The following is a 19,050-nucleotide window of genomic DNA, read 5'->3' as shown; positions in this document are numbered from 1 at the left end:
CCGAAACGAACCCACAGCCGCAGGCAACTGCGTCGAAGTCGCCCGAACCCCCACCACGGTTCACGTCTGCGACACCAAGAACCGCCCCGCCGGCAGCCTCGCCTTCACCCCCGCCCAGTGACGCACCTTCCTCACCAAGGCCCGCAACTGACCGGACCGGCCTAGCCCCCGTCACCAAGCGCCTTCGATCTCCAGCCCTCTCGGCAGCAGTTCGGTATTACGCTTCGTCGCCGCCTCGTACTCCACATACGCCCGCGAGTTCTCCGGCCCGCCGGCCGCCATCAATGCGTCATACGCAAGCGCTTGCGCCGCATGAATCGCGCCAAGCTGCTGCATGAAACGCTTTCCCCGCTCGGCCTGGTCCCGGATCGACCCGACCTCCACCCCGAGACCGGCCAGCTGCTCCAGCGTCTCCGCCAGCCTGACCTGCCGCTCCTCCAGGTCCAGCGCAGCCGCCGCTGCCCTCCGCAACTGGTCCCCGTACCCGTCACCCATACCCCCAGATTGCCAGCCCTTCCCGCACCCCGGCACAGACTTTCGTCTTACACCTTCAGTATGTGACCATTCCACTATCTTCCGTGAGTCCTCGCCCCTAAGTCACATGACAACCGCCATGCCCACGCGCCCCCTCAACTCTCAGCAGCAGCGCCGGATATGTCCGAATCACCGACCGTCATGCCGGCCTCGCACCTCAACTGGGGTGCAGTTCTCCCAATCGCACCCCCTGCGGATGATCGACCTACTATCCTCAGTACGTTGCATTGGCCGTGACATACGGGGGTAAGGGCGAGATGTCGACCATGAAGCCGATCGATGACGGGACCAGCTTCCTCGATGGCATTGGTTTCTTCGTCTCCGACAGCGCGCAGTCCATCGGCAAGGCCGCAGGCTCGGTAGCCGGCGCCGCCGGCGGCGGTGGCGCACCCGGCGGCGGCGATGGCGGCTTCGCCATGAGCCGCGACGAGATGACCGCCATGCTCACCAAGGCCAAGACCACCCGCGACCTGATACAGCGCCAACAGCAGGACGCTTGGGCAATCGCGCAAAGCCAGCCGCCAGGGAATGACCAAGCCAGCACACAATTCACCACGGGCCCAGGCGGAGCAAACCAGGTTGGCGAGTTCTACCTCGGTCACCTTCAAGTGCAATACAACCGCTACACCCAGTTGATCGAAAAACTCAGCTCGGCACTCGGCATCGTCACCGAGTCCGATCATCAGGCAGCCAACGACGCCCAAAAGGCCGGAGGGAAGTACTCGTGACCCGCTACCGCACGCCGATCGTGGTGGGCCTCGCATTAGTCGGCACCGTGCTCACCGGATGTTCGGAAGGGAACGTGGGCGGAACGCCTATTCCTGAAACTACGGGCACCGCGAGCACTCCCAGCAACAGCGCACCGGCAAACGGCGCGCCGAAGGTCAAAGAACCACTGCCGGCAACGGTACTCAACGGCGCACCTTGCGACACAGCGCTCACCGCCGCGGACGTCAACGAGTTCATCGGGACATCAGCGGCGGGCCAACCGGGAGAAAACGAGCTAGGCCCCAAGTGTTATTGGTCAGATGCCCAGGGAAGCGGAGCCGGCTTCACGGTCTTTTACCAAATCAAGGCCAAGGGTGGCTTGGGCCCGGCCTACCAGAACGTCAAACCCAGGGCTGCGCGCTGGGAAGAACTGGCCGCCATCCAAGGTTATCCGGCCGTTGGCTACCTGCCCGCGGGCGCGGAAGGCAGTCGCGCAAGCGGCTGTCAGGTCGTAGTCGGCATCAGTGACGACCTTGCCTTCTCAGTGGCCATGACCCTCGGCGACGGCGCACGCAACAAGGGAGTCGACCCCTGTACCGCTGGTCGAGATGTAGCTGATCGAGTGCTGACGAACATCAAGGGCAGGGCCTGACATGTGGGGATGGCTGGAGGACCTCGGCGAAGGGGTCAAAAAGACTGTCAGCGGTGCGGTTGGCGTCTTGGAGGACGTGGTCACCAGCCCGGCAGGGATCGGCACGATGATCGCCGGGCCGGTCGGTGGACTGGTCGGCGGTCTGGTCGGAAACCTCTTCGGGGGCGGCGAAGGCGAACTTCACAAGGGCGGCGTCGGTCCTGGTGACCTGGTGAAACAGATCCAAGAGGGCCCGGGCACCGGCACGCTGCAGCGGGCCAAGGACGTGGGCGTCGCGCAGACCGACGAGCAGGCCACGATCGAGGCGGACAGTCGGCAGATGATGACCGACCTCGAGTCGGCGTGGACGGGTAAGTCGGCGGACGTGGCGAGGCAGCAGATCGAGCCGCTGGCGACCACGGCGGCTTCGGCGTCGGCGACGCTGAAAAGCAACTCGGGCATCGTGCAGGAGCAGATCGACCAGTTCAACACGCTCAAAGGGGCGATGCACACCGACGTCAGCAACGAGGCGCCGGAGAAGGACTTCTGGGACTCGGCGACGCCCTGGGACACCGACACCGAGGACAAGATCAACGAGCGCAACCAGAAGGTCAACGAGAACCTCGAGCGCTACAACACCTACGCCCAGCAGACCAGCACGAACCAGCCCCGGATGACGATCGACTACGGGCAGCTCGGCGAGGGCGGTGTGAGCGACTTCAAGATCGACGACAAGGTCGAGCCGCCGCCACCGAAGCCGCCGCCGCACCAGCCGCCGCCGGAGATCGGCGGGAAGAAGCCGCAGACGCCGATCTCGGTGAACCAGCGGGGCGACCAGCCGGGACAGCAGACATCGAAGCCGCAGATCCCGGTCGGGCTCGACCGGCCGCAGGACCCGCAGACGGTCGGCACCGGGATCGGAACCGGGCTGCACAACGACCAGACCCGCTCGGCGGGCTGGACGCCGCCGGGGAGCAACCCGAACTACCCGGGGTATCAGCCCAGCACGTTCGGGCCGGGTGGCACCAACGTCGGCACCGGCGGGTTCGGGCCCGGCGGCTCCGGTGGGATCGGGGCGTTCGGCGCCGGGGGCTTCGGGCCAGGCGGCAGCGGCGGCGGCATCCCGGCCGGTGGGGCCGGCGGGGGCAGTGGCTCCGGCAGCGGCCTCAGTGGCGCGGGCCGGGCGACCGGCGCTGGCATGCTCGGCGGTCCCGGTGGCGCCGGCCCGGGTGGAGCGGCTGCGGCCGGTGCGGCCGGTGGCCGTGGCGCCGGTGGCATGAGCGGCATGGGCGGTATGGGCGGTGGAGCCGGCAAGGGCCAGGGCGGCGACGACGAGGAGCACCAGCGCGCGTCGTACCTCACCGAAGCCGACCCGGACAGCGTCTTCGGTTCCGACGAGAAGACCGTGCCGCCGGTCATCGGCGAATAGCCGCCAGACGCAAGGGACACCGCAGTGCATCAGCGAACGATCCTGGTACCGAAGCTCGCCTTCCTGACCGCCTGGGAATGGGAAGGCCACGGCCGACCGCCCGCGGTCATCGGCATGAACGACCTGTACCTGCAGCCGGAGACCAAGCGGCAGCTCGAGGACAAGGTGCTGGACGTGCTCACCAACCTCGGCCTCGCCGCGGGCGGGATGCTGACCAGGGAGTTCCGCGACACCATCGCCGTGCTGGCCAAGGGCGGCCGCCGGTTCACCGGCTGGGCCGGCAACATCGAGACCGGCGAGACCGGTGGCATCCTGGTCTCCGTGCACGAACAGCAGGCGGCCCGGCTGCTGCGCGACGACAAGGTGCTCCGGATCGACCCGATCCCGCCGGACCGCGCCGCCGAGTCCCTTGTGGACGCACTGCCCGGCTTCCCGCCCGCCGCGTTCAACCCGGTCACCATCGAGAAGTCGAGCTACTCACCGCAGCGGAAGCGGTCCGAGACCTTCGACTTCAACCAGCCGACGGGGTACGGCCGCCCGGACCCGGCCGAGCAGATCCGCAACCTGATGTCGGCAAAGCGCTCCGGCTCGCACCAGTTCTACGCCGCCACCGGCGACCGGCGCAGCGCGCCGCTGACGGTGCTGGACCTCACCGGCCGCGGCCGGGTGCTGACCTTCCAGACCGAGCGCCCCGGCGCGCCGGCGACCATCCACTGCCTGCCCGGCTCGCGGCAGAACCTGCTGGAGAAACTGCACTCGCTCGCCTGAACCGCACACGTCGTGAAGGGCACCTTCCCTACCTTGAAGGTAGGCAAGGTGCCCTTCACGGACGAAGTCAGACGGTAAGGGACCAGCTGGTGAGGCTGCCGGTGTCCACGCGGTAGACGTCCTGCACCTTCAGCAGCCAGGTGCCGTTGGCTGCCTCGCCGGACGCGTTCACCTCATAGGTGGTGTCCACATTGTCCGCCGAATCGCTGCTGGCGTTCTGCAGCCGGTATGCGGTGCCGTCCGGCGCGACCAGGTCGATCACCAGGTCGCCGCGGTAGGTGTGCTTGATGTGCACCTCGGCCTTGGTGGTGGCCGAGGCACTGCGGGCACAGCCGGCCACGGTCACGCCGCTGGTCACCGCTTCGCCCGCGTCCGGGATGGGCAGCACACCGGCGTTGCTGACCGTGCCGCACGGCGTCGGCTCCGGCTCGTTGCCCGCGGTTCCGGTGTAGAGCAGCACGTTCGGCGAGCCGCTGCCGGGGTTGGTCACCTTGTTCTTGGTGCCGTTGTTCACCAGCGCGTCGCGGACCTGCTGCGGCGTCGCGGACGGGTTCGCGGCCAGGTACAGCGCCGCCGCACCGACCACGTGCGGAGTCGCCATCGACGTGCCGCTGATCGTGTTGGTGGCGCTGTTGCCGCCGATCCACGCCGACTTGATGCTGCTGCCCGGCGCGAAAATGTCCACACAGGTCCCGATGTTCGAGAAGCTGGAACGTGCGTCGGTGTTCGTCGTCGACGCGACCGTGATCGCCTCCTGGGTCCTCGCCGGCGACGAGTTGCAGGCGCTGGCGCCGTTGTCGTTGCCCGCCGCGAGGCCGTAGGTGATCCCGGCCGTGATCGAGCGCCGCACCGCGTTGTCCACCGCGGTGGAGGCGCCGCCGCCGAGGCTCATGTTCGCCACCGCAGGCTTGGCCGCGTTCTGGGTGACCCAGTCAATACCGGCGATCACGCCCTCGTAGCTGCCGGAGCCACCGCAGTCGAGCACGCGCACGGCGACCAGCTTGGCCTCCTTGGCGAGGCCGTGCGCGGTGCCGCCGACAGTGCCGGCCACATGCGTGCCGTGGCCGTTGCAGTCGGTCGCGTTCGAGTCGTTGTCCACGAAGTCGTAGCCGGAGGACGCCCTGCCGCCGAAATCGGTGTGCGTGGTGAGGATGCCGGTGTCGATGATGTACGCGGTCACATTCGACGCCGTGCTGTTGTAGCTGTACTTGCTGTCCAGCGGAAGGTCACGCTGGTCCACCCGGTCCTGCCCCCAGGACGGCGGGTTCAGCTGGTCGGTGCTGGCCCGCAGCACACCGTTCTGCTCCACGTAGGCCACCGCGGGATCTGCGGCCACCCGGCGCGCCTGCGACTCGGTCATCTTCGCCGAGTAGCCGTGCAGGGCGGCCGAGAACACCCGCTGCACCACTCCACCGGAACGGCCGGTGACCTGGTCGGCGGTGGCACCGTCCTTCAGCGCGACTATGTAACTGTCCTTGATGGCGCCGGGCTGCCCGGCACCGAGCACGGTGCCCTCCGCCGACGCCGTGCCGACGCCGCCAAGGGTGGTCAGTGCTGCCACCGCCGCGGCCACGCCGAGACCGGCCATCGATCTGTTCTTGTTTCTCCGAGGTTTCCGCACGATTTCATTCCTCCATGCCAGCAGCGAAAGAGTCACCGGAAAGCTGCGCTGAGGGTAAGTCGCGGGCAGCCGTAACGGTAGATCCGCTCAACCACAGGGAAATCGGGCGGGCCCCGTTCGTCATACCGGAATGCGGCCGAACGGGCGGAAATACCGGTGCGCGTTGCGCCTGTTGGTCAGACGAAAATTCGGTTACCCGAACTCATGGTGACCGTCCGGGCGGAAGCCTCCATTCGCCACAGCCCGCAGACCACTCGAATGGCCGCCGCCGAAAGTAGCGGAAACCCCAGGTCAGCGGTCGTTAGTGGAGCGGAGAAAATCCTCGGCGATGTCCATCGGGTTGCGCTTCTCCTCGGTGAACTCGACGTTCAGCTCGGTCAGCTTCTCGGTGGTCAGCGACGAGGAAACCCGGTTCAGCGCCTGCTCCTCGGCTTCGGACAGGGTGCCCTTGGCCACCAGCGGCACGATGTTCTGCGCCGGGAACATCTGCTTGTCGTCCACCAGCGGCACGAACCCGTTCGCCGCGATCGAGGACGAGGTGCTGAACAGATCGGCGACCTGGATCTCGTTGGCCCGCAACGCGGCCACGGTCACCGGACCGCCGGTATCGGTGGTCTTGATCTGCCTGAACTCGCAGCCGTACAGGTTCTTGATCTTGTCCTTCCACCGGTCGCTCCACTGCCCCGGCCCGCCGAACACCAGGTCCTTGCAACGCGCGCCGAGGTCGGAGAAGGTGCGCACCCCGGAGTCGGCCAGTTCCTTGCGCACCACCAGTAGGTCCTTGTCCTCGGCCGGTGACTGGTCCAGCACCTCGAAGCGCTCCGGAAGGTTCCGCGTCAGCTGCGCGTAGACGTCCGCGGGCGTGGTCGCCTCGGTGTTCTTATCGAAGTAGCGCAACAGGTTTCCGCTGTAGTCCGGCACCACGGACAGCGACTTGTCCTGCAGCGCCTTGACCACCACCTCGCGGCCGCCCACCGGGGGACGCACGGTGACGTTCTCCGCGCCGGCCTTGCGCAGCGCGCCGGCGTAGATCTGCGCCAGCAGCAGGCTTTCCCCGACATCCGAGGAGCCGATGATGATCTCGCCGGTCGGCCCGCCCTCGGCTCCACCCTCCAGCGGGTTGCCGCAGGCGGTGCCCAGCAACGCCAGCGCGGCCAGCAGGGCGGTCAGCTTGCGCTTCATGCGGTCTCTCCCCCGACGGTGACCTTCTTGCCGGACGCCGCGGCCGCGGCCAGCCGCACACCCCTCGGCACCACGGCCCGTTGCAGGGCGGCGAAGATCAGGTCCAGCACGATGGCCAGCAGCGCGGTGAGGATCGCGCCCGCGACCACCTCGGAATAGTCCAAAATGGCCAGTCCGTCCAGCAGGAACCGGCCGAGCCCGCCGAGGCCGACGTAGGCGGCGACGGCCGCGGTGGCCACCAGCTGAAGCACCGCGTTGCGGATGCCGCCGAGCACGAGCGGTAGCGAAATCGGCACCTCGACCTGCCAGAGCCGCTGCCAGCCGGTCATGCCGACCCCTTCGGCCGCGTCGACCACCCCGTGGTCGGTGGCCTGCAGCCCGGCGTAGGTGCCGGCCAGGATCGGCGGCACGGCCAGCACCACCAGCCCGATCACGGTGGCCGTCCCGCTCTCGGTGAACAGCAGGAACAGGAAGGTGACCAGGCCGAGGGTGGGCAGCGCGCGGATCGCGTTGCCCACGCTCACCAGCGCCACCCCGCCACGGCCGGTGTGCCCGACGAACAGGCCGAGCGGCACCGCGATCACCAACGCAATGGCCAGCGCGAGCATGGTGTAGCCGAGGTGCTCGGCCAGCCGGTTCGGCACCCCGTCCTCGCCCTGCCAGTGCGCCGGGTCGGCGAACCAGTTCCAGAGATCAGTGAGCATCGGAAGACACCTCCGCCGGTTTGCGGCCCGCGCGCTCCCACGGTGTCAGCAGGTTGCGCAGCAGCACCAGGAGCAGGTCGGCGATCAGCGCCAGCACCAGGGTGAGCACGATGCCGACCACGATCGGCGAGAAGTACTCCCGCTGGAAGCCGTCGGTGAACAGCACGCCGAGACCGCCGGTGCCGATCAGCGCACCCACGCTGACCAGGCTGATGTTGCTCACCGACGCCACCCGGACGCCGGCCGCGAGCACCGGTACCGAAAGCGGCAGCTCCACCCCGAGGAACCGGCGGGCCGGGCGGTAACCGACCGCCGTGGCGGCGGCGATGACGTGCGGCGGCACCGCGTCCAGCGCGTCCAGCACCGGCCGGACCAGCAGCGCGGTGGTGTAGATGGTGAGCGCCACGATCACGTTCACGCTGTCCAGGATCTTCGACCCGATGATGCCGGGGATGACCACGAACAAGGCCAGTGACGGAATCGTGTACAGCAGGTTCGACACCACCAGCAGCACGCTGCGCACGGGTTGCCAGCGCTGGCCGAGCCAGCCGGCCCCGATCGCCAGCACGATGCCGAGCACCAGCGGCAGCAGCGCGAGATAGATGTGGTCGAGCAGGTCGGTCAGGATCTCCTGGCGATTGTTGGCGCTGCCGAGGTAGCGGCCGAGCTCGCCGAAGAAGTCACTCATGGCCGGCCGATGCCCGCGGCTGCCGCTCGATCACGTCGAGCACCTGCCGTGCGGTGACCACGCCGGTCACCTTGCCCTCGCCGTCGACCACCACGCCGAGGCTGGCCGGTGAGGACAGTGCCGCGTCCAGCGCGCCGCGGATCGGCGCGCCCTCCTGGTAGAGCGAGCCGCCGGCGAGCAGGTCGGTTTCCGTGATCTTATCGTCCACAGTGGACCCCGGTGGCAGCCAGCCGCGCGGCTCGCCGGTCGGCGCGACCGCGAGCAGCCAGCCCTGGGTCGGTCCCGAGACCGTGGCGCCGACCTCGATCCTGGTGACCTCGCCGACCTCCACTCCTTCCGCGGAAAGGAAGGACAGGCCGCGGTAGCCGCGGTCCTTGCCGACGAAGGAGGCGACGAAATCGTCCACCGGGTTGCGCAGCACCTCTGACGGGGTGCCGTACTGGGCGAGCTTCCCACCCACCCGCATCACCGCGATCTTGTCCCCGAGCCGCACCGCCTCGTCGATGTCGTGCGTGACGAACACGATCGTCTTGCCCAGCTGGGACTGCAGCCGAAGCAGCTCGTCCTGCAGCTCCTCGCGGACGATCGGGTCCACCGCGGAGAACGGCTCGTCCATCAGCAGCACCGGCGAGTCCGCGGCGAGCGCCCTGGCCACCCCGACCCGCTGCTGCTGGCCGCCGGAAAGCTGTGCCGGGTAACGCTTGCCGAGCCCGGCCGGCAGGCCGACCGTCTCCAGCAGCTCCGCGGCACGCTTGCGCGCCTTGGTCTTGTCCCAGCCGGAAAGCAGCGGCACGGTGGCCACGTTGTTCAGCACGGTCCTATGTGGAAACAGGCCGGCGTGCTGGATCACGTAGCCGATCCCGCGGCGCAGCAGGGCCGGATCGGATTCCCGGATGTCCTTGCCGTCCAGCAGCACGGTGCCCGCGGTCGGCTCTACCATCCGGTTGATCATCCGGAGCGAGGTCGTCTTGCCGCAGCCGGACGGGCCGACGAACACGGTGATCGTGCCGTCCTGCACGGTCAGGCTCAGGTCGTCGACCGCGACCGTGCCGTCCGGGTAGCGCTTGGTCACGCTCTGGAACTCGATTGCCACGCGTCACTCCCCATCTCGGATCAAAAAACCGTAGCCCACATCCCCGACATTGGCACGGATTTCCAGTGTTTAGGCTGGCCGCGATGAAACCAGTCGACGAGGTCTTCGGCATCCACCACCAGCGGCTGCGATCGGCCATCACCCTGCTCTGCCGCGGCTGGCAGCCGTTCGACGAGCTGGTGCGCGCCACCGCGGCCCCGCGGCGGACCGTGGAGGAGCTGCTCGAGGCGCTCGGCGACGATCTGGAACGCGACCAGCGGTCGGTGCGCCTCAGGCCGACTGCCGTCGCGAACTATGCCGGGTACCAGGAATCCGACGCTTCGGAAACCGACTCGGAACTGCTGGCCACCATCAGCGGGCTGATCGAGCGGGTGCCGCCCCCGCTGGCCGCGCTCGACCACGTGCAGGCGACCCCGGAAACGGTGCTGCGCCGGGCCTTGTGGCTGGCCGGGAACTACGACCTCGCCAGGGCCAGGACGCTGTTCCTCGGCGACCACGACCTCACTTCACTGGCGGTGCACGCACTGCGGCCGGACGCGCGGCTGACCGTGGTCGACCTGGACGAGCGCGTGCTGGAGTACGTCGACCGGCTTTCCGGCGGCGCGGTCACCACCCTGCACGCGGACCTGCGGGTCGGTCTGCCGCCCGCCGTGCTCGCCGGCGCCGAGTTGGTGTTCAGCGATCCGCCGTACACCCCGGAGGGCATCGGGCTGTTCGCGTCGCGCGGGGTGCAGGCGCTGGCCGATCCGGTGAGCGAGGGCAGGCTGCTGCTCGCCTACGGGTACAGCCCCCGACATCCCGCGCTGGGCGCGCAGGCGCAGCGCGAGCTCGCCCTGCTCGGCCTCACCTTCGAAGCCATTCTGCCGGACTTCCACCGGTACTTCGGCGCGCAGGCGATCGGCAGCGCGGCCGATCTGTACGTCTGCCAGCCGACCGCACAAGCTCGCAAGACCAAAAAGGGCAAGACCGGGATCTACACGCACGGGCCGCAGTCGGTGGAAGCCGGCGGTACTCCGGCGACCCTGCTGGACAGCCTGCGCGAAATCGCCGGTACGGGCGCGGAAACCAGGGCCGCGGACTGGTCGGCACCGATTTCGACGAAGGGTCCGGTGGCGATCGACCTGACCGCCGATCCGGGGCCTTGGCTGCTGCGGGTCCTGCTCGCGGCGAACGCCCCCAGGGTCGCCGTGCTGCTGCCGAACTCGCATCCCGACCTGGCGGACGCTCGGGCGCAGGCCGAACTCACCGGCCTGCTTCGCGAGAAATACGCACTTCGGCTACTCCGCAGCACACCGGACAACACACACGCCGTGGTCGTCGCCGACGCGGTACCCGTCGGCGAAGCGAACCCGCTGCTCACCAAGGCGCACGGCAAGCTGGGCAACGTCTGGCGCGAGGCGCTGATCAGCTCGTCGGACGGCGCGATGACCAAGAACGACGCCCGCGCCCACATCGAGCGGCACGCCCCCGGCCTGTCCGCGCACCGGCTGATCGACCTGCCCCGCCACCGCATCGCAGCCATCCTCGGCAAATAGCCGGCTTTTTGCCCCAACCGAAACGAGCCCAACGTGACGTTCGGCTCGATCTATTGGCCAAACGTCACGTTGGGCTCGTACGCGGTGAAGGTCAGGCGACGCCGTCGGCGGTGGCGGCCTTGGCGACCGCGGCCGCGACCTCGGGGCCGACCCGCGGGTCGAGTGCGCTCGGCACGATCCGGTCCGGGCCGAGATCATCCGCGGCCACCGAGACGATCGCCTCGGCGGCGGCCAGCTTCATGTTCTCCGTGATCGACCGCGCACCGGCGTCCAGCGCGCCGCGGAAGACGCCGGGGAACGCGAGCACGTTGTTGATCTGGTTCGGGAAGTCGCTGCGCCCGGTGGCCACGATCGACGCGTACTTGGCCGCCACCTCCGGATGCACCTCGGGGTCCGGATTGGACAGTGCGAACACGATCGACTCGTCCGCCATGTCCGCGAGCAGGGTGGGGTCGATGGTCGCCCCGGACAGCCCGACGAACACGTCCGCGCCGCGCAGCGCCTCGGCCAGCCCGCCGCGCAGGCCCGCCGCGTTGGTGGTCGCCGCGAGCTGCTGCTTGATCGGGTTCAGCCCGTCCCGGCCCTGGTGGATGATGCCCTTGGAATCCAGCATCGTGACGTCCGCGGCCCCGGCCGCCTGCAGGATCTTCGCGCAGGCGACACCGGCCGCGCCCGCCCCGGAGATGACCACCCGCTCACCGGCGATATCCCGGTCCAGCACCAGGTTCGCGCCGCGCAGCGCGGCCAGCGTGACGATCGCGGTGCCGTGCTGGTCGTCGTGCATGACCGGGCAGTCCAGCGCTTCCTTCAGCTTGTCCTCGAGCTCGAAGCAGCGCGGAGCCGAGATGTCCTCGAGGTTGACCGCGCCGAACGACGGCCGGAGCCGCACCAGCGTCTCCACGATCTCGTCCACATCGGTGGTGTCCAGCACCAGCGGGATGGAGTCCAGCCCGCCGAAGGTCTTGAACAGCACCGACTTGCCCTCCATCACCGGCAGCGAGGCGCTGGCGCCGATGTCGCCGAGGCCGAGCACCGCGGTGCCGTCGCTGACCACCACGACCAGCCGGTCGGCCCAGGTGTAGGGCTTGGCCAGCGCGGCGTCCTCGGCGATCGCGCGGCTGACCTTGGCCACCCCCGGGGTGTAGGCGATGGACAGGTCGCGCAGGTCGTTGATCGGCCTGGCCGCGGCGACGGACAACTTCCCGCCCTGGTGACCGGCGAAGATCTCTTCGTCGGTCACCGGCCTGGTATGGGCGGGGGCGTCGGTGCTGACCTGGTCGTTCATTCCGCTTCCTGTCATCGGTGTCGAGGGTGTCGAGGGTTCGGTTTCAATACTTGCGTACGTCAAGATTTCTCCCGGGGCTGCGGCGAGCGGGGGCGCCAAGGTCGCGGGGCGCGGCCTGGCAGGTCTCCTCCAGCACGGCAGCCCAGCGCGGTAGCGCCGGCCTGTCGGCGAGGCGTCCCATCGGCCATCGGCGCCCCTGGTAAGGCGATGGCCGCGGACGCGGCGGTCCGTCCAGTGTGACAGGCCCGGTGCCTGTTGCGAGTCATCGGTGCGGTTGAACTCACAAATTTGGGACCTTTTCCCAGCTCAACGGGGACTTCTCAAAACGGCCGTCCGGCTTGGGAAGTCGTTCATGAGCCTGGATAAGGTGCCTTCATGCATGTTCGCGAACTCGCGGTGCGCGACGCCTATGAATTCGTCCCGCGCACGTTCCCCGACAATCGGGGCAGTTTCACCGCGCCCTACCAGGAGCAGGTCTTCGCCGAGACGCTCGGTTTCAGCCTGCGCGTCGCACAGACGAACCACAGCGTCTCCAGGCGCGGAGCGATTCGCGGAGTGCACTACGCGGACACTCCGCCGGGTCAGGCGAAGTACATCTACTGCCCGCAGGGCAGCCTGCTCGACGTGGTGGTGGACCTGCGGGTCGGCTCACCGACCTACGGCCGCTGGGACACGGTCCAGCTGGACTCCGCCGAGTACCGGGCGGTCTACGTCGCCGAGGGGCTGGGCCACGGGTTCATCGCGCTGGAGGACAACACGGTCGCGATCTACCTGTGCTCCCAGGGCTACAACCCGGGTGGCGAGCACGGCATCAACCCGTCCGACCCGGCGCTCGGTCTGCCGTGGCCGGCCGGCATCACGCCCGTCTTGTCCGAAAAGGACCTCGCCGCGCCGACCTTGGCCGAAGCGGAGACGAACGGCGCACTGCCCGACTACCAGGAGTGCCTTGCCCACTACGCCCGACTGCGCGGCGCCTGAGCTGGGCGGATGTCCTCGGCGATGACCCGTTCGATATTGCGTTCGGCCAGTGCGGTGATGGTGACGAACGGGTTGACCCCGGTGCTGCCCGGGATCAGCGAGCCGTCGGTGACGTAGAGGTTCGGCGCGCCGTGCACCCGGCCGTAGCCGTCGGTGGCCTTGCCGAGCACCAGGCCACCGAGCGGGTGGTAGGTGAACCGGTTCTCGAACGCCCTGGTGTCGCCGAACAGGTCGTACCGGTAGATCGTGCCGCTGGCCCGGTTGACCTTGTCGAACAGCGCCTTGGTCGCGTCGATGGAGGGCTGGCCCTGCGCCACGTCCCAGTGCAGCCGCGCGGAGTCGGTGATCGCGTCGTAGCTGAAGTGCCCGCGTTCGGCGTTCTTGGTGATCGCCAGGTAGAGGCTGGCCCAGGTCTCCAGGCCGGCCGGCACCGGCGCGATCTCGGCGAACACCGGGTGCACCGGGTCGGACCAGTTGTCGATGCCCAGCGCCGGCATGCCGGACTGCAGGGTGCCGGTGGTGTCCCAGATGTGGTTCGCCCTGCCGAGCATCACGTTCCCGTTGGTGCCCCAGCCGCGGCCGACCTCGTCGTTGAGGTCCGGCAGCACGCCGGTCTCCCTGGCCCGCAGCAGCAGTTCGGTGGAGCCGAGGCTGCCCGCGCCGAGGAACAGGTACCTGGTGCTGATGTGCCTGGTGGCCAGCACCGTGCCGGCCGCGTCGATCTGCCGCACGACCAGGGTGTACGTGCCGTCGGGCTGGCGGATGATCCGCCTCGCCTCGTGCAGGGTCCGGATGCTCACCCTGCCGGTGCCCAGCGCGGCGGCGAGGTAGGTCCGGTCCAGCGAGCGCTTGCCGTGGTTGTTGCCGTAGATCACCTCGGAGCCGAGTGCCGAGCGCGGCACCTTGCCCTCTTCCTCGCGCGCCAGGTAGTCGAAGTCGTACACGCTCGGCACGAACGTGGTTCGGAACCCGGCCTTTTCCGCCGCCTTGCGCGACACCCTGGCGTAGCCGTAGGACCGGCACCGCTCGAACCAGGCCGGGTCCACCTGGTTGACCCCGAGCGTGGCGTTGGCCAGCGGGAAGTACCGGCCGTACATCTCGGCCGCGTCCACCGCGGGCAGGATTTCCTCGAAGTAGTCCCGGCGCGGGGTGACCGCCATCGCGCCGTTGACCAGCGAGCCGCCGCCGACCCCGCGGCCGACGTAGACCGACATGTCGCCGAAGTGCACCCGGTCGAGCACCCCGGCGTGCGGCCGGATGGTGTGGTTGGCGAGGTCCAGCCAGAGAAAGCTGGCCAGCGGCGCTTCGGTCCGCTTCTTGAACCACATGGACCGCTGGTCCGGCTTGAGCATGTTGCAGAACACGTTCCCGTCGTCACCGGGGGTGTTCCAGAGTCTGCCCATCTCCAGCATCACCGTCGGGATGCCGGCCTCGCCGAGGCGCAGCGCGGTGGCGGCGGCGCCGTAGCCGGTGCCGATCACCACGGCTGGCGAGAACTCGGGCAACGGCGGCTCGTCCCGCCGGTCCGCCGCCGACGCGCTGTCAACCGAGATGGCGGTGAGGCCGAGCGCGGCGGCGGAGTTGAGCGCGGCCAGGCCGAGAAAACGCCGGCGGGATAAAGGGGACACCATGTCCGGCATACTTCACCGCCATTCTCCAGGCTGACAAGGGCGAGCACGAGCCCCTTTCACGCCACCAGGGTAAACGGTGTTTATTTCACCCGCCTGGGGGCATCCCGCAACCACGCATTCGCTACTTCTTGCGCGTCACCCAGATCGCGATGGTGCCGGTTACCACGGGTTTGCCGTGTGTGTCGGAAATGATGAACGGCACCGGGAGTTCGACGCCGTCGGCACCGAACTCGGGAATCTCCGGCAGTTCCGCGACGGCCCGCAGCCCGGTTTCCGCCTTGGCCGTGTACTCGACGGTCATGCCCTTCGGCAGCCAGCGGTGCGTGGCGGGCACGGTCGCCTCGGCCAGCATGCCCATCGCGATCTCGGCCAGGTTGCAGGCGGCGATCGCGTGGAAGGTGCCGATGTGGTTGTGCACACCCCACCACTTCGGCGCGGTCACCTCGCAGTACCCCGGCCGGAGCTCGCGCACGGACGGCAGCACGGTGCGGAAGTACGGCACCCGCAGGCACATCGCCGCCGAGAACAGCCGCCGCCCACCGGGTCGCCCGGCCAGCCTGCGCCACATCGCGAACGTCGGACTATCGGCCATCCCACACCCTCCCAACTTCCTACTCGCGAGTAGCTAAGCAGACGGGAGGTTATATTCGCAACGTGGATCATCGGCTCTATCTCATCCGGCACGGGCAGACCGAGTGGTCGGTCAACGGCAGGCACACCGGGCGCACGGACATCCCGCTCACCCCGACCGGCGAGGAGCAGGCGCGGGCGACCGGCAAGACCCTCGAGAAGCTGCGCGACGGGCCGGTAACCGCGCCGGCACGGGTGCTGGCCAGCCCCCGGCGGCGGGCGCTGGCCACCGCCGAGCTGGCCGGACTCGCGGTGGACGAGGTGACCGAAGAACTGGCCGAGTGGGACTACGGCGACTACGAGGGCATCACCACCGAGGAGATCCGCGAGACCGTGCCCGGCTGGACCATCTGGTCCCATCCGGCGCCCGGCGGAGAGAGCGCGGAGCAGGTGGCCGCCAGGGCGGACCGGCTGCTCGCCGGTGTCCGCGAAACGCTCGCCGACCGCGACGTGATCCTGGTCGGGCACGGGCACTTCAGCCGGGTGCTGGTGACCCGCTGGCTCGGCCTGCCCGCCGTCTACGGCGTCCACTTCGGACTGGATCCGGCCGGGGCGACCGAACTCGGGGACGAGCGCGGCACCCCGCAGATCAAGCACCTCAACGTACCTTCCTAGGGAGTTCTCCTTGCCCGACAGCAGAATCCGCCGCGTCCGGGAGTCCGATGTGGACGCGGTCGTCGGCCTAGTGCACGAGCTCGCCGAATTCGAGCGGGCACCACAGGAATGCCATCTCGAAGCCGCGCAGCTGCACTCCGCGCTGTTCGGCGAGGCACCGGCGCTGTACGGGCACGTGGCCGAAGTGGACGGTGAGGTCGTCGGCTGCTCGCTGTGGTTCCTGAACTTCTCCACCTGGCGCGGCGTGCACGGGATCTACCTGGAAGACCTCTACGTGCGCCCGGGGCTTCGCGGCTCCGGCCTCGGCAAGGCGCTACTGGCCGAGCTGGCCGGCGAATGCGTGCGACTGGGCTACCAGCGGCTGGAGTGGTCCGTCCTGGACTGGAACCCGGCGACCGAGTTCTACAAGGCCCTCGGCGCCGTGCCGTTGGACGAGTGGACGATGTACCGCCTCACCGACGAGCCACTGCGCGCACTCGCGAACCACCCCCAGCACACCGGCAAATAGCCGACTATTTGCCCTTTCGTTGACCGGCGAGAGGGCGAAAAGCCGGCTATTTGCCCTCTCGCTCGCGGCGGGCCTGCCGGCCGGCGGCGCCACCGCGCTCGGCGGCCTCCTCCTCGGTCTCGCCGTCCTCCATGCCGAGCGCCCACGCCCTGGACGGGCGGCGGAACAGCAGCACCAGCACGACCAGGCCGAGCAGGATGATCGGGACGCCGAAACTGGGCCGCGACGACGGCCCGGTGCTGTACCAGCCAACGCCGATCACCAGCAGGGACACCACGACCGCCGGGGAACGGGCCCACAGCTTGCCCATCAGCAGGCCGACCGCGCAGGCCAGGGTGCCGGCCGCGAGCACCAGGTAGACCCCGGCCTCGGCGTAGACGTTGACCGGCGACGGAACGTCCCGGCCGAGCTCCTCGACCACCAAGACCACCGCCAGTACCACTGCGGTGACACCGGGCAGCGCGGTGAACGCGCCGGCCAGCCGGACCTCGCGCGGGGCGGGTGAAATTTTGTCTGCGAACGGCACTGGAGGACCTTCCGGCAGCAGGTCAGGGGCACGGATGACGGTGCGTGAACAGTTCCGATGGTATGCCACCCGGTCGGCCGTTTTCGTCCGGCCGGGCAAGGGGTCAAGATCTGAGGTGTCGTCGGCGAGCGGGCGGTCGTCCCGGGTGCACTTGTCACGACGAGGCGGAAGTTTCGCGACGGACTGGAGGTCGGCCGGCACAGCTGGGTTCAGGGTTCGCAGACATCGTGACGAGGTTCGCAGAGCGGGGCCGATGGGCATTCGCGTCACCTACCCTGCGGTGGTGCGCGCAGTACTCGTCGTCAACCCGCAGGCCACCTCGACCACGCCGGGTGGCCGGGACGTGCTCGCGCACGCGCTGGCCAGCCAGGCGAAGCTCGATGTCGTCGAGACCGGCTACCGCGGCCATGCGATGGCGGTGGCCAAGTCCGCGGCGCGCGACGGGATCGACCTGGTAGTCGCGCACGGCGGCGACGGCACCGTCAACGAGGTGGTCAACGGCCTGCTCGCGGACCGGGACCACGCCAGGGACGGGGTGACCGGCTCGGCCACCGCGCTGGGCGTCGTCCCCGGCGGCTCCGCGAACGTCTTCGCCCGCGCCCTCGGCATCGCCGGTGATCCGGTCGAGGCCACCCACCAGCTGCTGCATGCGATGGAGCACGGCGCCGCCAGGCAGGTCGGGCTCGGCCTCGCGGACGGGCTCTGGTTCACCTTCAACGCCGGCCTCGGCTGGGACGCCGACGTGGTCGCCTGGGTGGGCCGCCGCCGCGGCAAGCAGACCAGCCCCGGCCTCTACCTCCGGGCGGCCGTGCGCAGCCATCTGCGGCCGCCGCTCGGCCGTCCGACGATGACCGTGCGGGTGCCCGGCGAAGAGCCGGCCGAGGTGCGCACCACCTTCATCTCCAACACCGATCCGTGGAGCTACCTCGGCGACCGCCCGGTGCACCTGAACAACGGCTGCTCGTTCGAAACCGGGCTCGGCCTGTACGCGCTGCGCGGGCTCGGCCTGCCGACGGTGTTCCGGCACGTGCGCCAGGCACTAAGCAAAAAGGGTGAACAGCGCGGGCGGCGTCTGCTTCGTCACGACGACCTGCGGATCGTGCGCGTGGAAGCCGCTGAACCGGTAAACTTTCAGGTGGACGGAGACCTGGTCGGCCAGCGGACCAGGGTGGAGTTCCTCAGCGTGCCGGACGCATTGACCGTATTGGTCGCCGATGGGGCACTCAGCTGATCGCCTGCGGCAAAGTCCAACTTGCCGCTCGTCGACGAGGAACATCCGCTCACCGCATCGTCCTTCCCACCGGAAGGTCGTTTCGGAGCGAAACCGCAGGTCAGAAGGGTCGCTCGGCCGGGTGAGCTGACTCACCGATCTTGGGAAAACCCTTGTCGAAAGTCGTGCTTCGTGAAAGCATTCACAAGCACCCCAAAAAACGACCGCCATGACGACTGTGGCGCAACGTGTTGCGCCCTTAGAAGGAGCTCACAGAGATGGACTGGCGCCATGACGCGGCCTGCCGAGACGAGGACCCCGAGCTGTTCTTCCCCGTAGGAACAAGCGGTCCGGCTCTGTCGCAGGTTGCTCAGGCGAAAGCCGTGTGCCACCGCTGTACCGTCGCTTCTGACTGCCTGGCCTGGGCACTGGCCAGCGGACAGGACGCCGGCGTGTGGGGCGGTATGAGCGAAGACGAGCGTCGCGCCCTCAAGCGCCGTCGCGCTCACATCGGCACGCGTAGCAACGCCTGATCGAACAGCACCAACAAGCAGCTCGGCACTCCGGCCGCGCGTCCGTGACGACACGTCCGCGCAGGTCAAGGCAATACCGATGCTGCTTGAGCTTAACAACCACGGCGAAGGCGACCTCTCCCGGGTCGCCATAGCGCCGTTCGGGGCCATCGCCCCGTCATATCGTTTGAAGGCCGGCCCACCTCAGTGGTGCCGGCCTTCGAACGTCCGTATCCCTTTTTGGCGCGGAAAGAATCTTTCT

At 68.8% G+C, this 19,050-nt stretch carries 20 protein-coding genes and 1 pseudogene; 11 read left to right on the top strand and 10 right to left on the bottom strand.

The genetic code is table 11. The annotated features are described in order from the left end of the window. Positions 1-28 precede the first annotated feature (28 nt). A pseudogene (locus AMYNI_RS50555) lies at positions 29-121 on the top strand (DUF397 domain-containing protein); the annotation flags it as partial. A 50-nt stretch (positions 122-171) separates the two neighbouring features. Here the strand turns inward: AMYNI_RS50555 and AMYNI_RS47400 are convergent. Beyond that, the gene (locus AMYNI_RS47400) at positions 172-495 is read right to left on the bottom strand and encodes a hypothetical protein (RefSeq protein WP_020670554.1); all 324 of its coding nucleotides are present in this window, start codon (positions 493-495) and stop codon (positions 172-174) included. Between the two features lie 305 nt (positions 496-800). Between AMYNI_RS47400 and AMYNI_RS45235 the strand changes: the two genes are divergently transcribed. The 4 genes from AMYNI_RS45235 (at position 801) to AMYNI_RS0123720 (ending at position 4,070) form a co-directional block, all read left to right on the top strand. Next, positions 801-1,262: a hypothetical protein gene (locus tag AMYNI_RS45235; RefSeq protein ID WP_157357461.1), complete on the top strand. Its 462-nt coding sequence runs from the start codon at positions 801-803 to the stop codon at positions 1,260-1,262. Further along, on the top strand, positions 1,259-1,894 hold the full coding sequence (locus AMYNI_RS48305; protein WP_245573987.1) for a DUF3558 domain-containing protein: 636 nt from the start codon (positions 1,259-1,261) through the stop codon (positions 1,892-1,894). The genes AMYNI_RS45235 and AMYNI_RS48305 overlap by 4 nt, the downstream gene beginning before the upstream one ends. A 67-nt stretch (positions 1,895-1,961) precedes the next feature. Next, positions 1,962-3,302, top strand: a complete 1,341-nt coding sequence (locus AMYNI_RS0123725) for a hypothetical protein (RefSeq protein WP_157357460.1) — start codon at positions 1,962-1,964, stop codon at positions 3,300-3,302. A gap of 24 nt (positions 3,303-3,326) precedes the next feature. Further along, positions 3,327-4,070, top strand: coding sequence for an ESX secretion-associated protein EspG (locus tag AMYNI_RS0123720; RefSeq protein ID WP_020670551.1), 744 nt, complete (start codon positions 3,327-3,329; stop codon positions 4,068-4,070). Positions 4,071-4,137: 67 nt separating this feature from the next. On the opposite strand, the gene AMYNI_RS0123715 is transcribed toward AMYNI_RS0123720, so the two are convergent. From AMYNI_RS0123715 to AMYNI_RS0123695, 5 genes are all read right to left on the bottom strand, one after another. Then, a complete protein-coding gene (locus AMYNI_RS0123715; RefSeq protein ID WP_020670550.1) occupies positions 4,138-5,658 on the bottom strand; it encodes a S8 family peptidase in 1,521 nt (506 codons plus the stop codon). Positions 5,659-5,982: 324 nt separating this feature from the next. Further along, positions 5,983-6,873 carry an ABC transporter substrate-binding protein gene (locus AMYNI_RS0123710; protein WP_020670549.1) on the bottom strand — a complete coding sequence of 297 codons (891 nt, stop codon included), beginning with the start codon at positions 6,871-6,873 and terminating at the stop codon, positions 5,983-5,985. Next, complete coding sequence (locus AMYNI_RS0123705) at positions 6,870-7,577, bottom strand: ABC transporter permease (protein WP_020670548.1); 708 nt, start codon at positions 7,575-7,577, stop codon at positions 6,870-6,872. Before AMYNI_RS0123705 ends, AMYNI_RS0123710 begins: the two co-directional genes overlap by 4 nt. After that, a complete protein-coding gene (locus AMYNI_RS0123700) occupies positions 7,567-8,265 on the bottom strand; it encodes an ABC transporter permease (protein ID WP_020670547.1) in 699 nt (232 codons plus the stop codon). Before AMYNI_RS0123700 ends, AMYNI_RS0123705 begins: the two co-directional genes overlap by 11 nt. Next, a complete protein-coding gene (locus AMYNI_RS0123695; RefSeq protein WP_020670546.1) occupies positions 8,258-9,358 on the bottom strand; it encodes an ABC transporter ATP-binding protein in 1,101 nt (366 codons plus the stop codon). Before AMYNI_RS0123695 ends, AMYNI_RS0123700 begins: the two co-directional genes overlap by 8 nt. Positions 9,359-9,441: 83 nt before the next feature. Here AMYNI_RS0123695 and AMYNI_RS0123690 point away from each other — a divergent pair, with 83 nt between their 5' ends. After that, positions 9,442-10,893 (top strand): bis-aminopropyl spermidine synthase family protein, encoded by a 1,452-nt coding sequence (locus AMYNI_RS0123690; protein WP_020670545.1) that lies wholly within the window; start codon positions 9,442-9,444, stop codon positions 10,891-10,893. A gap of 91 nt (positions 10,894-10,984) precedes the next feature. Here AMYNI_RS0123690 and AMYNI_RS0123685 read toward each other — a convergent pair whose 3' ends face one another. Then, positions 10,985-12,178, bottom strand: coding sequence for an NAD(P)-dependent malic enzyme (locus AMYNI_RS0123685; protein ID WP_020670544.1), 1,194 nt, complete (start codon positions 12,176-12,178; stop codon positions 10,985-10,987). 375 nt (positions 12,179-12,553) lie between these two features. Here AMYNI_RS0123685 and AMYNI_RS0123680 point away from each other — a divergent pair, with 375 nt between their 5' ends. Continuing rightward, complete coding sequence (locus AMYNI_RS0123680) at positions 12,554-13,156, top strand: dTDP-4-dehydrorhamnose 3,5-epimerase family protein (protein ID WP_020670543.1); 603 nt, start codon at positions 12,554-12,556, stop codon at positions 13,154-13,156. Here the strand turns inward: AMYNI_RS0123680 and AMYNI_RS0123675 are convergent. After that, positions 13,132-14,796, bottom strand: a complete 1,665-nt coding sequence (locus tag AMYNI_RS0123675; RefSeq protein WP_020670542.1) for a GMC oxidoreductase — start codon at positions 14,794-14,796, stop codon at positions 13,132-13,134. The two genes, AMYNI_RS0123680 and AMYNI_RS0123675, sit on opposite strands and share 25 nt — an antisense overlap. Positions 14,797-14,908: 112 nt before the next feature. Next, entirely contained in the window at positions 14,909-15,379 is a 471-nt protein-coding gene (locus AMYNI_RS0123670) for a hotdog fold domain-containing protein (protein WP_020670541.1), read from the bottom strand. A gap of 62 nt (positions 15,380-15,441) precedes the next feature. Here AMYNI_RS0123670 and AMYNI_RS0123665 point away from each other — a divergent pair, with 62 nt between their 5' ends. Both AMYNI_RS0123665 and AMYNI_RS0123660 read left to right on the top strand, forming a co-directional pair. Continuing rightward, positions 15,442-16,032: an acid phosphatase gene (locus AMYNI_RS0123665; protein WP_020670540.1), complete on the top strand. Its 591-nt coding sequence runs from the start codon at positions 15,442-15,444 to the stop codon at positions 16,030-16,032. Between the two features lie 10 nt (positions 16,033-16,042). Next, a complete protein-coding gene (locus tag AMYNI_RS0123660) occupies positions 16,043-16,540 on the top strand; it encodes a GNAT family N-acetyltransferase (RefSeq protein WP_026360843.1) in 498 nt (165 codons plus the stop codon). Positions 16,541-16,586: 46 nt separating this feature from the next. Here AMYNI_RS0123660 and AMYNI_RS0123655 read toward each other — a convergent pair whose 3' ends face one another. Then, the gene (locus AMYNI_RS0123655) at positions 16,587-17,066 is read right to left on the bottom strand and encodes a hypothetical protein (protein ID WP_020670538.1); all 480 of its coding nucleotides are present in this window, start codon (positions 17,064-17,066) and stop codon (positions 16,587-16,589) included. Between the two features lie 283 nt (positions 17,067-17,349). Here AMYNI_RS0123655 and AMYNI_RS0123650 point away from each other — a divergent pair, with 283 nt between their 5' ends. Both AMYNI_RS0123650 and AMYNI_RS48300 read left to right on the top strand, forming a co-directional pair. Then, positions 17,350-18,297: a diacylglycerol/lipid kinase family protein gene (locus tag AMYNI_RS0123650; protein ID WP_026360842.1), complete on the top strand. Its 948-nt coding sequence runs from the start codon at positions 17,350-17,352 to the stop codon at positions 18,295-18,297. 257 nt (positions 18,298-18,554) lie between these two features. Then, the gene (locus AMYNI_RS48300; protein ID WP_020670536.1) at positions 18,555-18,809 is read left to right on the top strand and encodes a WhiB family transcriptional regulator; all 255 of its coding nucleotides are present in this window, start codon (positions 18,555-18,557) and stop codon (positions 18,807-18,809) included. Positions 18,810-19,050 lie beyond the last annotated feature (241 nt).

The sequence above is a fragment of the Amycolatopsis nigrescens CSC17Ta-90 genome (assembly GCF_000384315.1).
In the GTDB taxonomy this organism is placed as follows: domain Bacteria; phylum Actinomycetota; class Actinomycetes; order Mycobacteriales; family Pseudonocardiaceae; genus Amycolatopsis; species Amycolatopsis nigrescens.
The sequence above is the reverse complement of the archived record's forward strand: the minus strand, read 5'-3'. Positions and strand labels throughout refer to the sequence as shown.